General features: G+C 61.3%; 12 protein-coding genes and 1 riboswitch. Of the genes, 6 read left to right on the top strand and 6 right to left on the bottom strand.

Going from position 1 to position 15817, the window contains the following annotated elements:
* The first annotated feature begins 63 nt into the window (after positions 1–63).
* Positions 64–612, top strand: coding sequence for a nuclear transport factor 2 family protein (locus ACWF6P_RS30225; RefSeq protein ID WP_378649393.1), 549 nt, complete (start codon positions 64–66; stop codon positions 610–612).
* A 3-nt stretch (positions 613–615) separates the two neighbouring features.
* On the opposite strand, the gene ACWF6P_RS30220 is transcribed toward ACWF6P_RS30225, so the two are convergent.
* Complete coding sequence (locus ACWF6P_RS30220; protein WP_452623494.1) at positions 616–849, bottom strand: hypothetical protein; 234 nt, start codon at positions 847–849, stop codon at positions 616–618.
* Positions 850–1128: 279 nt separating this feature from the next.
* Here ACWF6P_RS30220 and ACWF6P_RS30215 point away from each other — a divergent pair, with 279 nt between their 5' ends.
* Positions 1129–2622, top strand: coding sequence for a stealth family protein (locus ACWF6P_RS30215; protein ID WP_452623493.1), 1494 nt, complete (start codon positions 1129–1131; stop codon positions 2620–2622).
* A 50-nt stretch (positions 2623–2672) separates the two neighbouring features.
* Here the strand turns inward: ACWF6P_RS30215 and ACWF6P_RS30210 are convergent, their stop codons facing one another.
* The 3 genes from ACWF6P_RS30210 to ACWF6P_RS30200 form a co-directional block, all read right to left on the bottom strand.
* Positions 2673–4040 carry an NtaA/DmoA family FMN-dependent monooxygenase gene (locus tag ACWF6P_RS30210; RefSeq protein WP_452623492.1) on the bottom strand — a complete coding sequence of 456 codons (1368 nt, stop codon included), beginning with the start codon at positions 4038–4040 and terminating at the stop codon, positions 2673–2675.
* A 20-nt stretch (positions 4041–4060) separates the two neighbouring features.
* Positions 4061–5407: an LLM class flavin-dependent oxidoreductase gene (locus tag ACWF6P_RS30205; protein ID WP_452623491.1), complete on the bottom strand. Its 1347-nt coding sequence runs from the start codon at positions 5405–5407 to the stop codon at positions 4061–4063.
* Positions 5390–5503: riboswitch (SAM riboswitch) on the bottom strand. (Overlaps the previous gene by 18 nt.)
* Positions 5504–5581: 78 nt before the next feature.
* Positions 5582–6487: a phosphodiesterase gene (locus ACWF6P_RS30200; protein ID WP_452623490.1), complete on the bottom strand. Its 906-nt coding sequence runs from the start codon at positions 6485–6487 to the stop codon at positions 5582–5584.
* Positions 6488–6826: 339 nt separating this feature from the next.
* Between ACWF6P_RS30200 and ACWF6P_RS30195 the strand changes: the two genes are divergently transcribed.
* Complete coding sequence (locus ACWF6P_RS30195; RefSeq protein ID WP_452623489.1) at positions 6827–8200, top strand: dicarboxylate/amino acid:cation symporter; 1374 nt, start codon at positions 6827–6829, stop codon at positions 8198–8200.
* A 173-nt stretch (positions 8201–8373) separates the two neighbouring features.
* Complete coding sequence (locus tag ACWF6P_RS30190; protein ID WP_003940648.1) at positions 8374–8733, top strand: excalibur calcium-binding domain-containing protein; 360 nt, start codon at positions 8374–8376, stop codon at positions 8731–8733.
* A gap of 52 nt (positions 8734–8785) precedes the next feature.
* On the opposite strand, the gene ACWF6P_RS30185 is transcribed toward ACWF6P_RS30190, so the two are convergent.
* On the bottom strand, positions 8786–9913 hold the full coding sequence (locus ACWF6P_RS30185) for an alpha/beta hydrolase (protein WP_037129024.1): 1128 nt from the start codon (positions 9911–9913) through the stop codon (positions 8786–8788).
* Positions 9914–10024: 111 nt separating this feature from the next.
* Between ACWF6P_RS30185 and ACWF6P_RS30180 the strand changes: the two genes are divergently transcribed.
* The gene (locus ACWF6P_RS30180; protein WP_452623488.1) at positions 10025–13207 is read left to right on the top strand and encodes a DEAD/DEAH box helicase; all 3183 of its coding nucleotides are present in this window, start codon (positions 10025–10027) and stop codon (positions 13205–13207) included.
* 113 nt (positions 13208–13320) lie between these two features.
* Positions 13321–13896 (top strand): TerD family protein, encoded by a 576-nt coding sequence (locus tag ACWF6P_RS30175; protein ID WP_452623487.1) that lies wholly within the window; start codon positions 13321–13323, stop codon positions 13894–13896.
* A gap of 69 nt (positions 13897–13965) precedes the next feature.
* On the opposite strand, the gene ACWF6P_RS30170 is transcribed toward ACWF6P_RS30175, so the two are convergent.
* Positions 13966–15390 carry a plasmid pRiA4b ORF-3 family protein gene (locus ACWF6P_RS30170; RefSeq protein ID WP_452623486.1) on the bottom strand — a complete coding sequence of 475 codons (1425 nt, stop codon included), beginning with the start codon at positions 15388–15390 and terminating at the stop codon, positions 13966–13968.
* Between the last annotated feature and the right edge of the window lie 427 nt (positions 15391–15817).

Genomic DNA, 15817 nt, shown 5'->3' with positions numbered 1-15817 from the left:
GGCGCTGCCTACTGTGAACACTCAATCATTTACGCTGCGGGCTCGAATACGGTTGAACTCGAGGTGATCTCAAAGTTCGCCGCTCCCTCGCCGGAGAATACTGCCGCTCACTGGGACGAGACCGTCGTCGTTGTCGTCATGAGCTGTAGCGTGCGATCTGCCGCACCCACGTCTACGGAGGACAGCATGCAACCCGAGGGCCCTGCCGAACAGATTCGTTCAACGCTCGCTCGGATCGCCCATCTGGCTGACACCGGCTCTGTCGAGGACTACGTCGAGCAGTTCACCCGCAAGGCCGAATGGAACATGCCCGCCAATCCCGATCGCGGTATCCCCGCACAGGTGCGGCGAGGCCGCGAAGAAATTGCTGCTGGAGTAGCCGAGCGTCGGGCCGCCGGCATTCAAGGCCCGGGCACATTCACACGTCACGTCACCACAGCGATCGCCGTGGACGTGACCTCGGAAACGACCGCCCGCGCGGATGCGGTGTGGACGTTCTACGTCGACACAACCACCTCGCCCAAACTCAGCGGCGTCGGGAGCTACGCCGACGAGTTCGAACTCGAGGACGGGCGGTGGCGACTGTCGCGGCGAGTGATCTCGCGCGGCTGACGCTCAGTCTTCTTCGCCGGTGATCGCCTCACACCAGTCTTCGACCTGATCGATCCCCTCTTCCGTCCATTCCGGGCTCATCTCTTCCAGCGCATCGAAGACCACCTCGCAGGTCAGCATCTCCGGTGAACCCTCCGACCCCGCTGCTTCGGTTCGCTCCGCAGACGCTGTCGCAACTGGGCCGGCGGCCAGCGCAACCGCCATCGCGCCTGTTCCGACCATCGCTTTCACACGCATCGGTTTTCCTCCTTCACTCTCGCTTCGGTCCTCGGGGTACCCGACTCGCCCCGCGCTACCCATCCCGTCACTCATGTCCGACTTTCGGCGCCGACGGCATAGACTGAGCTCGTCGCCACCACGCTCTCGCAGCGTCGGGGGCGACAGATACACAGCTGGATCAGAATCGGAAGGCATCCCATTACAGAATCTCCCGCTCCGCACGACATCTACTTCGTACCCCCGGAGCAGGACAGCCCCAATCCCGTGGAACCGGCGTCGGCCGCGTCACGTGCGCGGATGGGTGAGCTACCCGAGACCGTCCGATTCAAGAATCGTTTTGCCCTTGCGATCACGACCACCACGCCGCTCGAAGCGATGGTCGAAGATCTCCTCTTCATCCGCGACATCCTCGACGCCGCAGGAATCGAGTATTTACTCGTCCGCGGAAACGACGAGCGCCCGGTCATCGCGGTCAGCTGGACCGAACGAAAGAACCTGCGGCAGGCACTTGTCGAGGGATGCGCCAACGCACCCTTCTACTCCAAAACCGTCGACGCGAAGAAGAGTCCAGCGCTCCTTGTCGCGGACGGTGCCCTGTCCAAGACCAACAAGTCACGAATCTTCCGCTTGTTCCGTCCAAGGGTTCACGTCGCAAGCGGTATGAACTACGGCGCGAACATCGGCGTTCAAATCGAATTGTGGTCGATTTCCGACGAAGAAATCGTCCTACCCGTCGAGAACTCACTGACTCGACGAACCGTCCTCCCCGAAGAAGCTGTCCGAGGAACCGTCGAGCGATTCGGCCGGATCTGGCCGACCATCGAAAACATGTTCGCCGATCATGCCTCCGATATCAGCTTCGATATCGATCTTGTCTTTTCCTGGGTCGACGGCTCCTCCAAGGAGTTTCAGGCTCAGCGCGCCAAGCGGATGCAGAACTACATCGTCGGCGAGGGGGACGAATCAGAGGCGCGTTTCCGTCAGATCGACGAGCTCAAGTACGCGCTACGGTCCATCCACATGTACGCGCCGTGGATCCGGCGTATCTTCGTCGCGACCGATTCCGATCGTCCGGACTGGCTTGCCGACGATCCGCGAGTAACGTTCATGCCCAGCGAGAAGTTCTTCGCCGATCCAAGTGTGTTGCCCACCCATAATTCTCAAGCTGTCGAATGCCAGCTGCACCATATACCGGGTCTGGCAGAACACTTCCTCTACTCGAACGACGACATGTTCTTCGGCCGTCCGGTCGGTCCGGACATGTTCTTCTCCCCCGGTGGCATCAGCATGTTCATCGAAGCCGACACCAGAATCGGATTGGGACACAACGACAACGACCGCAGCGGGTTCGAGAATGCGGCACGCGTCAACCGCCGGTTGCTTCAGGACCGCTTCGGGCTGATGACCACCAGGCACCTCGAGCACGCTGCGACACCGCTGCGTAAGAGCGTGATGGCAGAGATGGAACGTGAGTTCGCCGAAGACTTCGCCGCAACTGCAGCAAGCACCTTCCGCGCGAGTTCCAATATCTCGGTTACCAATTCGCTGTACCACTACTACACGCTCATGAGTGGACGGTCGGTGGTGCAGAAGTCCGCAGCCGTCAAATACGTCGACACGACGGTCAAGGCCGGTTTGCGCGACATGGACTCACTGCTCGCCAAGCGCTCCATGGACTTCTTCTGCCTCAACGACGGCAGCGCTCCGGAGATCGAACTGGAACTTCGCACACGCAAGATCACGGAGTTTCTGGAGAGCTATTACCCCATCCCGGCTCCCTGGGAATCCTAGACGAACGAGGGCCCAGCCGATTTCGGCTGGGCCCTCGTCACTTCAGTCGATCAGCGTGCTGACACATGCTCTCGCTGCACTGGAATGGGCAATCCGAGATTGTCACGCAATGTCGTTCCTTCGTAGTCACTACGGAGAACACCTCGATCCTGCAGCAGCGGCACCACGTCGTCGACGAACTCGTCGAGTCCCGTCGGTACGAGGTGCGAGCCGAGGATGAATCCGTCCGAACCGTCGTTGCCGACAAACGAATCGATTTTCTCGGCAACCTGCTGCGGCGTACCCACAATCGGTCCACGCTCGAACTGGTCGATCACAACCTCGCGCAGATTCAACTTCTTGCTTTCCGCGACCGCGCGCAGTTTTGCCACGGTCGCGAAACGATCCTGGTGAATGAAGGCGCGCCCCTGGATGATCGGCGGAGCTTCGGGGTCCGGTGCGATATCGGGTAGGGGCCCTTCGGGGTCGTACTTCGACAGATCGAGATTCCAGATCTGTTCGAGCAGAACCAAAGCGGTCTGGCCGGTGACCTGCTGGTCGCGAATCTCTCGGTACTTCTCGATCGCATCTGCCTCCGAGGTGCCGAGAACAAAACTCGCCGACGGCAGGATCTTGATGTCACCCGGGTCGCGTCCGGCCGCGACGGCACGTGCTTTGATATCGCGATAGAAATCGGCCGCCTCGGGCAATTGACCATACGGTGAGAAGATCGCGTCGGCATTGCCGGCAGCAAAATCGCGCCCCTGCGGCGACACCCCGGCCTGCAGAATAACCGGGCGCCCTTGTGGACTGCGCGGAACTGTGAATCGGCCGTTCACATCGAAATGTGATCCGTGGAAAGCGAATTCACCGGCATCTGGTCGCGAGAGAAAGCGTCCCGATGCCTTGTCAGCAACGATGTCGTCGTTGCGCCACGAATCCCACAGCTCACGCACCAGCGCTACCGTCTCCTCCGCACGCTCGTATCGTTGCGCACGATCCAGGTATCCACCGCGACGAAAGTTCTGGCCGGTGAATGCGTCGAACGAGGTGACGACGTTCCAGGCGGCACGACCTCCGGACAACTGATCGAGCGTCGCAAATTGGCGGGCCAGTTCGTACGGCTCGTTGAACGTGGCGTTGATGGTGCCGGCCAAACCGAGGTGTTCGGTTACTGCCGCCAACGATGCAAGCACGGTGAAGGTGTCCGGCCTGCCGATGATGTCCTGATCGAATATCTGTCCTGCACGTTCACGAAGAGCAAGACCTTCGGCGAGGAAGAAGAAGTCGAACTTCCCACGCTCGGCGGTTCGAGCGGTGTGCTCGAAGGATTCGAACTCGATCTGACTGCCCGCCTGCGGATCCCACCATGCAGTGTGATGGTTGACGCCGCCGAGGTAGGCACCCAGGATGACCTGCTTACGCTGCTGAGAACTCATGAAAGTGTATTCCTCGTCTGTCAGGCGGCCGGAGTGCCGGCGGCGTAGCGGTTGGGAACGTCGATGGACAGACCAAGCAGTCCGCGAAGATTCGTCTGTGGGTATTCGGTGCGGAATACGCTGCGCCGCTGCAATTCCGGAACCAGCTCGCCGGCGATCGCGTCGAGGTCGTCCACGACGACGCCCGGTCGCAACCGGAAGCCGTCGATTCCCAACTGTTGCCACCGGAGCAGAAGATCTGTCAACTCGGCCGCGGTACCGGTGAAGGTCAGCGCGTCCGAACGGTATTCGGTACCAACCTGCGCGTCGAGTCGAGCGAGCCGTTGCTTTCCGGTTTCTTCCGGCGTATCGAAGAAGACGACGATGTCGGTGAAGACCCGAAGTGGTTCGCCGGCGCGCTGCACGTGTTCTTCGGCTGCTCGCACCTCACCCAGGATTGCCGTAACCTGCCCGTCGTCGAATGGCGTCACGAACACCAGGTCAGCCGTGCGCGCTGCCAGTTCGTACGCCACGCGCTGATGCGCCAATGCGGTCACGACTGGATGCCCCTGCGGCGGGCGCGGAGTCACCGACGGTCCACGGACCGACAAATACTTTCCCTCGAAGTCGATGTAGTGCAACTTGTCTCGGTCGATGAATCGGCGCTGCTCCACGTCGCGGATCTCGGCGTCGTCCTCCCAGCTGTCCCAGAGTCGCCGGATGACGTCAGCGGCCTCCGCAGCTTCGTCGAACAGATCACGTACGAAGTCCGGGAGGACACCTGAAACGATCGACTGACGCTCGGCATCGGTGAGCGCTGGGATATCGCGTCGCCCGAACTGTGCCGCCTCGGATTCCGAGGCCGACACCTTCACCTGCCATCCGGCGCGACCGCGCGAGGTGTAGTCCAGCGTGGCAACGGCTTTGGACACGTGGAACGGTTCGGTGTGAATGGTGGTGATGGTCGGGATCAACCCGATGTTGCTCGTGATCGGTGCCAGTCGGGCGGCCACGAGATGTGCGTCGAGCCGAGCGCGCACCCGGTCAACCGCGTCGTCGACAGGCTCGAGTGGGTTGGCTGGCACCGAGAGACTGTCCTCGATGGTGACGAAATCGAGCAGACCACGCTCGGCGGTCGTCACCACGTCAGTCCAATACGACGCGCTGAACAGCTCACTCGGGCGCGAGTGCGGCTCTCGCCAGGCCGCTGGGTGCCAACCGGCACCGTCCAGCGCTACGGCGAGATGCAACGGAGCAAGATGAGAAGAAGGGGTGGAGGTCATCGGCGCATACTCCTGTTCGAGAACTACTCGGGAGCGCACAGTGCCGACCGCAGAAACCGTCAGCACTCGACTGACGGTTCTCGTGGCGACTGCCGCTTGCGACACGCACCGCGCGTATCGCCAGGTGTGATTCCGGGGCACCCCATCGGCATGAAGGGTTGCCGTCCAGCTAGCCGGTCCTTGTTGCTGGAGCTCTGCACCTACCTCGACGGTAGTGAGTACGCGACCGCCCGGCAATCACCCAGAACTGCGCGTGGGTGCCGGAAACCGCCTGCGACCTCAGATGATCGAGCGTGCCGCCTTTTCGCTCTCGAGGATTCGAATGCCGGCAGCACTGAGCCTCCGGGCACCCTCGGCCGCGTCGACGGGCTCACCGACCGTCACGTGCGCACCGAGTGGAACGACCGAATGAACAATTGTCTCGTCGTACACGTGCACCAGATTGCACCCCTGAGCCCCGTCACGACCACGCTGACCACCGACTTCCACGTTCAAGTCCTGGGTGTAACACGTCGACGACGCCACGGAAACCGGAATGCCGGCGAACGTCGCCGTCGTCGAATAGTGCAGGTGCCCGGCAAGAATCGCCCGGACGTCGCTGCCACGCAAGACGTCCGCCAACCGGGACTGATCGCGCAACTCCACCAGAACCGCGAGATCCTGAATGCACGGAACAGGCGGATGATGCAGCGCCAGAATTGTTCCGTCGGGCGCCGGCACCGCCAATTCTGCGCGTAGCCAATCCAATTGGCCATCCGTTATCTCACCGTAGTGATGCCCGGGAACCGACGAATCCAGGGTGATCACCCGCAGTCCGTCAAGGTCGTAGACGTTGTCGACGGGATGATCGGTGGCGTCTTCGCCCAACAGCAGAGATCTGAACGTAGGGCGGTCGTCGTGGTTGCCCATCGCCCAGACGACCTGCGCATCGATCTCGGCCGCCACGGGTTCCACGATGGCTTTCAATTCCGCGTATGCGTCGGGGTGCCCCTGGTCGGTCAGGTCGCCGGTGAATATCAGTGCATCCGGGCGTGCGCCCGAGGCCACGATCCCGCGGAGCACTTCCCGCAACCTCGTCGACGCATCCACGGCGTCGTACAGCTGTCCCTGCGCCACCAGATGTGTGTCACTGAGGTGCACCAGAAAATGCTTCGGACGCGGGTACTCGGCATTCCGAACGCTCATCGGTCTCTCGCTTCCGCTTGCCGACGCGTAGGCGCCGGTGCGGCACCTACTGATCGTCGACACTAGTCAACCGACCAACAGTGACTGATCGGGGCACACCCGACGAACACGAAGCGAACTCCCGCGGCGACCCTCGGGATCGAGTAGTTGAAGCTGCGAGTAGTGTGTGGACAGTGTTGTTCCTGACCACTCGGCGTTACGTCGACCTTCGCCTGCAGGCGAGCGCAATGTGTACGCGCTCGCTCTGACCTGACGCGTACCAGGAAACATTTCTTCGAATCTGCCCGGCCTCTGGTGCCGCGCTGCGTTTCGCTCCCTTGATTTTCGAAAGGCATAGTCATGCCCAGCTCCACCTCCACCGGCGTGCCGGAAAAGTCCACGTCCCGTTTTCCGTCCTGGGCGACGGCATTCGGACCGCAGATCGTCGCCGGCCTCGTACTCGGTGTCATCATCGGTCTCGTCGCCCGGGCAATGCCTGATGCGGCCGACGGCAACGTCAACTGGTTGGTCGGCACCGTGCAGACCATCGGTTCGAGTTACGTCAAGCTGCTCACCGTTGCCGTGATCCCGCTGGTGTTCACGGCCATCGTCAGTTCCATCGCCAACCTGCGACAGGTCGCCAATGCAGCTCGCCTGGCCGTGCAGACCTTGCTCTGGTTCGCCATCACCGCGTTCATCGCTGTGATCATCGGCATCATCGTCGGCCTGATCACCGATCCCGGTTCACGGACCGACGTCGCCGCCGAAGCAGCGAAGGAACCCAAGAGCTCCGGCTCGTGGTGGGCGTTCATCACCGGACTGGTTCCGAGCAACTTCCTCGGGCTGGGCGCAAAGACTTCCGTTACCGAAGGTGTAGCGACCACGTCGCTGAGCTTCAACGTCCTGCAGCTGCTCGTCATCGCCGGCGCAATCGGCATTGCTGCGCTCAAGATCGGACCGAAGGCTGCGCCGTTCCTCGAGTTCAACGCATCGCTTCTCGCGATCGTTCAGAAGGTCCTGTGGTGGATCATCCGCCTCGCCCCGATCGGCACCGCCGCGCTGATTGCCAACGCTGTCGCCACCTACGGCTGGGATGCGATCGGCTCGCTGGGCGTCTTCACCGCCGCCATCTACATCGGTCTGGCGATCGTGTTCTTCGTGGTCTACCCCATCCTGATTGCCGCGCACGGCCTCTCGGTCCGAAGCTTCTTCTCCGGCGTCTGGCCTGCGACTCAGCTCGGTTTCGTCTCGCGCTCGTCGATCGGCACCCTGCCTCTGACCGAACGCGTGACAGAACGCAACCTCGGTGTTCCGCGTGAGTACGCCTCGTTCGCCGTTCCGCTCGGTGCCACCACGAAGATGGACGGTTGCGCTGCAATCTATCCCGCAATCGCAGCAATCTTCGTCGCCGGCTTCTACGACGTTCCGCTGACGTTCACCGACTACCTGCTGATCGTCGTCGTTTCGGTCATCGGCTCGGCAGCAACGGCCGGAACAACCGGTGCGACAGTCATGCTCACACTCACGCTCTCCACCCTGGGTCTTCCGCTGGCTGGCGTCGGCCTGCTCCTCGCCGTCGAACCGATCGTCGACATGGGTCGTACCGCAGTCAACGTCACCGGCCAGGCTCTGGTTCCGGTCATCGTTGCAAAGCGTGAGGGCATCCTCGACAAGGAGCGTTTCGACGCTCCCCGCAACGGCGATCCCTTCGCCGAGGAACTAGTCGACGCGTAACCCCTCGCTGAAAACAGCAGCGTCCCCGCACCTGAGCAATACGGTGCGGGGACGCTACTTTTCACCCCAGTTTTCACCCTTGCCGAAATAAACCATTTGGTCGTTATGACCAGTATGCTCAGCCGGCACAGCCCTCCGAAGTGGAAGGGCTGCCCAGTTGAACACGAGGTCACATGAAGCTCCGCCGTCTGGCATTCAGCGTCGCAGGTTGCGCCGCAATCACTCTGGTTGCCGCGCCCGCCGCTCAGGCATCCACGGTTTTCGATTTCCTACCCATCGAGATCGCACGCATGATTCCGACTGGCTCTGCAGACGCAGTCCAGCCGTTCCTTCCCCCGGTCTTCGCACCGCCGGCGCCACCCGCTCCGCAAGCGCCCCAGAACCAGCCGGCGCCGCAGAACACTCCCGCACCGGCGCGGTACTACCAGAACTGCACGGCCGTTCGTAACGCCGGCGCAGCTCCGTTGTACCGGGGCCAGAACGGGTACGCCCCGCATCTCGACCGGGACAACGACGGCATCGCCTGCGAGTGATCCAACGCTCGGGTTGTGGTGCATCCACAACCCGAGCACTGTTGTCGAACCGTCAGACGCCCAATGCCCGGGACAGAGTCGGCCACGCCTTCGGCAGTCGCTCACGCCAATACGCCCACGCATGCGTACCGTTCGGCTCGTAATCCACCTGTGCCGGAATCTTCAACTCCTGCAACCGCGCGTCGAACATCTTGGTGCAGGCGTGGGCGGCAACCTCGATGCCGCCGCCGATCACCAGTCGCTCGAGCAGTTCAGGAGTCTGCAGCGTCTCGTCGGATCCGGGACGACCGTTCGCCGTCGACACGTAGATTTCCTTGCCGCGCAACTTCTCTGCGTTGATCAACGAATCGTGCGCCTCCCACTCCGGGCCTCCTGGCACACCCCAGATGTTGGCCGGATCTCCACTTCGGGAAGATATCGTGGCCTGGACGGCAGTTCGGCCGAGCGGATCCATCGTGGAATAGCAGCCGCTGAAAACCGCGACGCCCCTATACATGTCCGGAAAGCGTTGGGCGAGCATCATTGCGCCCATCGCGCCCATGGAATTGCCGGCGATCGCGTTGATGCCGTTGGTCTCGAGTCGTGCGTCGATCAGCGGTGGCAATTCCTCGGTGATGAAGGTTTCCCACTTGTGCAGTCCCAGCCGCGGATCCGGATTCTCCCAGTCCGAGTACAGGCTCGCGATTCCGCCATTGAGCATCACGACGTTGACGTTCTTGTCGGCGAAGAACGCCGGAGCGCCGCCGATCGTCATCCATCCGCTGCTCTTCTCACCGGCGTCGACACCCTCGAGCATGTACAGCGCTGGGCGTGGAACCGAATTGTCGGCGGGTAGCAAAATCTCGACGCCGACCTCGCGTCGAAGTGCAGGCGACGCCACCGTCAGTCTGACCGCCTGCGGTGCGGTCACCTTCTCCCCGACGATAGCCGGGACGACGATGTCGTCGCGCAGGTCCGGTTTGGGGCCCGGATCCTCCTGAAGTGGTCCCGGGATCGTCGACCCCGAGCTCACGCTTCCCTCGACACTGCCCAGACTTCCCGAGCTTCCCGAACTACCCGAGCTTCCGGAACTCGGCGCTGCCGTCGACAGTCCGCCCAACTGCAAAGAAAGTGCACAGACGGCCAAACACACCGCACCTGTGCGCGCAGATCGGATCCACGCACGCCGCTCAGTCCTCATGAAACTCCCAAACCAGTCAAAGATGTTTCCGTGAACATACCGTGCAGTTCGGACTTTCTTGGACAAACGACCACGACAAGATCTGTCGGACGCCGCCACTAGGCTGGCCCCGTGCAACCGGACTCAGTCAAGGCCCTCGACCTCGACCGAATTCGCGCTGTCGTCGGCACGACAACCTACGACCGCGGACTTACCTACCTTCGGCAGAATGCGGTCGTATCCATCAGCTGGAACGACACCCCGGATACCTTGACCGGCGCCGTGGCGGGGACCGCGCGGGAGCCGTACGCCTGCACGATTTCGACAAGTCGCAGCGCGACCGGTACAGCCACATTCGCGCGTGGCCTCTGCACGTGTCCGGTGCGGATGAACTGTAAACACGTGGCCGCGTTGGTACTCGCAGCGGTGGCCGAGGCAAACACGACGCCACGACAACTCGGGTGGGACGGTGCGCTCGAAGAGTTGCTCCGACCAGACCCCCACGACCGCACTACTCGTGGACTCGGCATTCAATTCACCACTCGAACCAAAGGCACATCGACACGGCTCCTCGTCAAACCCGTACAGCCAGGAGCGAGAGGGTGGATCTCCGGCGGACTTGCCTGGAACAAACTCGGAAGCAGCTTTCAGTTCCCCGCCGACCACATCCGGGTTTTACGCGACATTCATCTTCTCCACAGCGCGGGCAACCATTACCGAAATCAGAATGCAGCGGAAATCGATCTTGCCGGGTTTCCGAGCCCGCAACTCTGGTCGCTTCTTGATGAGGCGATCAGCGTCGGCGTTTCACTCGTTCACTCGAAGGCCGGCCTCGGCAACATCTCCCTACTCGACGACGCCAACATCTGCCTCGACGTCCACGGAGCAGAAGACAACAATCTCCGTCTCACGCCCCGAATTCAGACCGATGGGCACATCATCACCCATTCCGACTGGGGACTTGTCGGTACGCCGGCACATGGTGTCTTCACGCTCGACGCCACCAACGCGATCACGCTCGCACCACTGGACACGCCGGTCACCCACCAATTGAGGCAGATGATCGACTCCGGAAAGTCAGTCGACATACCCGCCGAGCATCGGGATGCGTTCACTTCGCGGTTCGTGTTCAAACTCGGAAGCCTCGCGCCCGTCATATCTTCCGACGGCGCCTACAGCCCACCGACTGTGTCCGGTCCGCGGCTACAACTGATGGCCACTTACGAAGACGACCACCGCATCGACATCGAATCGGCATGGAAATACACCGTCGATGCCGACGAACTGATCATTTCTACCGCCGATGCAACCACCGACGAGTCCGAGGTCCGCAATCACGCTGCCGAAGATGCCATCACCAACAGCCTCGGCGCGGCCGCGGTAAAGGCCACCCTCGCGGGAACGCTGACCGGCCTCGATTCAATGCAGTTCACACTCGACCTCCTCCCCCAACTCGAAGCGCACGACGCCATCGACCTCACGGTTGCAGGAACCCCTGCCGACTACCGGCCTGCAGACGACGCCGTAGTGATCGGCCTCAGCACATCGGCCCCGGACGGTGACAGCGGATCCGACTGGTTCGACCTCGATGTCACCGTCGATGTTGCGGGACAAAGCGTTCCGTTCACAACTCTGTTCTCCGCTCTGAGCAAGGGCGAGACTCACATACTGCTCCCGGACGGTGCCTTCTTTCGACTCGACGCACCTGACCTACTCGGCCTACACCGTCTCATCACCGAAGCGCGGTCGCTACTCGATCGACCAACCGGCAAACTCGCGATCAGCAAATTTCAAGCCGGGCTGTGGGAAGAATTGGCGGCGCTGGGAAGAGTCGAACATCAAGCAGCAGCATGGAAGAAGCAGATCGCCGGATTGCTCGGCAGTTCGGGCATCGATCCCGTCGAAGTCCCGGACACGTTGACGGCAACGCTGCGTCCCTATCAAGTCGACGGATTCCGTTGGCTCAATTTCCTCCGCCAGCACAGTCTGGGCGGCATACTCGCCGACGACATGGGCCTGGGCAAGACACTGCAAACCCTCGCAATGATCTGCGCTGCAAGGCAATCGAATCCAGCCGCGCCTCCCTTTCTGATCGTCGCACCCACCAGCGTCGTATCCAACTGGAAATCCGAGGTGGCGAAGTTCGCACCAACTCTCCGCACCGCTGTCATCACGGACACGCTGCGACGCAGAAGAACCGATCTGGCAGCACTCGTCGACGGAGCGGACATCGTCGTGACGTCGTACGCCCTCTTTCGCATCGACACCGATGCGTATTCCGCGGGCCGCTGGTCAGGACTGGTTCTCGACGAAGCCCAATTCGCCAAGAACCACAAGTCCAAGGTCCACCAGTGTGCGAGGGCAGTGAACGCTCCGTTCAAACTCGCGATCACCGGAACACCCATGGAAAACAATCTTTTGGAGTTGTGGTCGCTGCTCGCTATCACTGCACCGGGACTGTTTCCCAGCCCCACCACCTTCACCGATTTCTACCGCACTCCCATCGAAAAAGACGGTGACGCAGAACGATTGGCGCAGCTGCGACGACGCGTCAAACCGTTGATGGTGCGGCGGACCAAGGAACAGGTGGCCGCAGACTTGCCGCCCAAGCAGGAGCAGGTACTCGAAATCGAGTTACATCCGAGCCATCGCGCAATCTACGACACTCATCTACAGCGCGAACGGCAAAAGATCCTCGGCCTGCTCGACGACGTCGACAAGAACCGATTCACCATCCTGCAATCGCTGACGATACTGCGCCAACTCAGTCTCGACGTCTCACTCGTCGACAAGGACAGCGGATCGATACCGTCGGCCAAAGTCGACGCTCTCGTCGAGCAATTGGACGATGTCATCGCAGGCGGACACCGTACGTTGATCTTCAGTCAGTTCACCGGTTTCCTCGGCTCGGTGCGCACCCGACTCGACGCGGAAAACATCCCGTACAGCTATCTCGACGGTTCGACGCGGAATCGCGGTGAAGTGTTGGAGGAGTTCAAGTCTGGCTCGGTCCCAGTCTTTCTGATCAGCCTCAAAGCTGGTGGCTTCGGCCTCAACCTCACCGAGGCCGACTACTGCTTCATCCTCGATCCGTGGTGGAACCCGGCCGCCGAGGCACAAGCTGTCGACCGTACTCACCGCATCGGGCAGACACGAAACGTCATGGTCTACCGCCTCATTGCCAAAGACACCATCGAAGAGAAGGTCATGGCACTCAAAGCCAAGAAGTCGGCATTGTTCTCGAATGTCATGGACGCCGAAGGCTCACTCGGCACCGGACTCGACGCCGAGGATCTTCGCGCGCTGTTCGAGTGAGGTACCTATTCGGTCGAACTGCACCTACCCGCTCACGGTAATGTGAGTCGAGAACGGACAACACAGAACTCCCGAACGAAGAAATCCACTTCGTTCGAACGAGAGGAAGCTGAATGGGCGTCACACTTGCCAAGGGCGGCAACGTATCTCTGTCGAAGGCCGCACCCAATCTGACCAAGGTCGCAGTCGGTCTCGGCTGGGATGCACGCAGTACCAGTGGTGCCGACTTCGACCTCGATGCCAGCGCGTTGGTCACCGGCCCGGAACGCAAGGTGCTTTCCGACCTACACTTCGTCTTCTACAACAACCTTCGCTCGCCCGACGGATCCATCGAGCACACCGGCGACAACCTCACCGGTGAAGGTGACGGCGACGACGAGGTCATCAACGTCGACCTCCCGGCTGTACCGCCCAACGCCACCAACATCTTCTTCCCCGTCTCGATTCACGACGCCGATGCCCGACTCCAGTCCTTCGGACAGGTCACCAACGCCTACATCCGCGTCGTCGATCTGTCGAACGGCTCCGAATTGGCACGCTACGACCTCTCGGAAGACGCCTCCACCGAAACCGCCATGCTTTTCGGCGAGCTCTACCGCCACAACGGCGAGTGGAAGTTCCGTGCAGTCGGACAGGGATACGCATCCGGACTCGCCGGCATCGCCCGCGACTACGGCGTCAACATCTGATCTCTACCGGTACACGAAACGGGGTTCGATCCGGCATTGCCGGATCGAACCCCGTTTCGGTTGTCTGCGTCAGTGCTCCGGTTGACGCTGCAGAATCGCCCTCGCGAGATGAACAGCCCAGGACGAATCCACTTTGGTGCCGAACTTCCCCAACTCGTACCCCGTAGCGCCGATCAAACCAAGTACCTCCACGGTGCTCCCGGACGTGTCACGTTTAGACGTCTGCGCCCCGGACATGAGTATGTTCGACGACCGAATCGGCTCCAGCGCTCCCGCGACGAATCGATGGCGATCTGCCGGCGACAAACCAGCGGCTACGGCAAGGAGGACAAGGAGTTCCACCGCTCTCTGCGAGCCGCCGGGCGCAACTGGAACTCCCTCGACGATCACCGACCACGCCATTGACGCGTCCCGCTCTGCTGACTGTCCCCGCTTCGTCAGAACAATCTGTCCTTTGTGCTTTCGCACCAGGCCGAACTTCTTGAGCACTGCGAAGAGTGATCGCCCTTGGGGGAGGTTGACAGGTCCCAGTTCAGGTTCGTCGAGCATCGCGTCGACCGTCGTGAAGAAGTCATCGGCGTCGATCCCTTCGACACCGATCAGCGCCAAGACCGCTTGAAGGCGTTGGCCCGCCTCGACGTGGACCGATTCTCCGATTGCCGACTGATCGTCAAGGCCGGCTCGGGCGAGGACCGCGTGCAGTTCCGGGACTCGCGACGGTTCCAGGCATTCGACGAGCTTTGCAATGTCGTACGGCGCAGCGATCTCATCCGATCGAGGTGTATGAAGTCGATCGTTGACCTCAGCGATCTCGAATCGTGTCGGCTCGAATTTAGTTTGCGGCCATTCGAGGGTCCATTCGTGGGAGCGCAACTTCTCCGAAGCGAGGACACCGAGGAGCTGCTCGTACTCGTCAGGCCCGACGCATTCCTCCGGCGGACAAGCACCGCGACCGGCTGCACACACAACTTGGAATCCGTCGGGCAGTACTTCCGAAGATTCAAGCGTCAGTGTGTGGCGCCAGTTCCCGAAGCGTCCGTAGCGATAACTGATTTCATCGCCAGGCGAGACCATGACCTCGTCCAGACGTACGGCGGACTCTACGATCGCCACTCGTCCGGCGCGACGCTGCTCGGCGCTGCTTCCGGAAGCGACGTACTCTTCGACCTCGCCGGGAAATCGGCTGCCGGACTTGGACCACGCGTGCGAATGACGGTCACTCCACCCCATTGCCCGTTGGACCACCGAATGCAGGTCATCCAGATTCAGATCTGACGCGACGAGGATTCGTCTCCAGATCTGAGTGGAAACATTGTCGACACTGATACGTATCGCGTATTGCGCCGGTACCGAGCGTCTCTTCGAACGCAACGATCGCGCAATCGGAAAGCCCCCACGCCTTCCGCCAACTTCTTGAACAAACCTTTGCAGTTCTTCCGGTTCCGTCGGAACGAGTCGCAAATGCGACACCCTCGAGCTGCTCAACCCCACCATGACACTCAGCCTAGGCCAAAGTGCTAGGGCCGAAGGCACAAAATCGGAGAGTACTTCGGACTTATGAGACGGTTCACAATCTATACCTTGGCTAACAAGTCGCTATGTGGGTCGGCGCCGGCATCTTCCTCGCCCCGCCCTGCCCTGATCGTGTGAACGTACCGTTCCCCTCGTCTAAGAGGGTGAGAGTGCCGTTCGCTCGATCCCGGGTGGTGAGCCGGCCGGCGCCCGGAGTGCCGTGTACGGGGTGAACGATACGTTCATCTCGATAGAGGCGACGGAAGTACCGTTCGCTCGAAGACGGGGGCGGGTTGGGGGGGATGGTTTGGGGGTGTTTTGGGTACGAGAAAGCCCCCCAACCACGAATGGTTGGGGGGCTTGTCGTTAAATTGTGTTCGGCGGTGTCCTACTCTCCCACACCCTGTCG

It is taken from the genome of Rhodococcus sp. NPDC055024 (genome assembly GCF_053608585.1).
The sequence above is the reverse complement of the archived record's forward strand: the minus strand, read 5'-3'. Positions and strand labels throughout refer to the sequence as shown.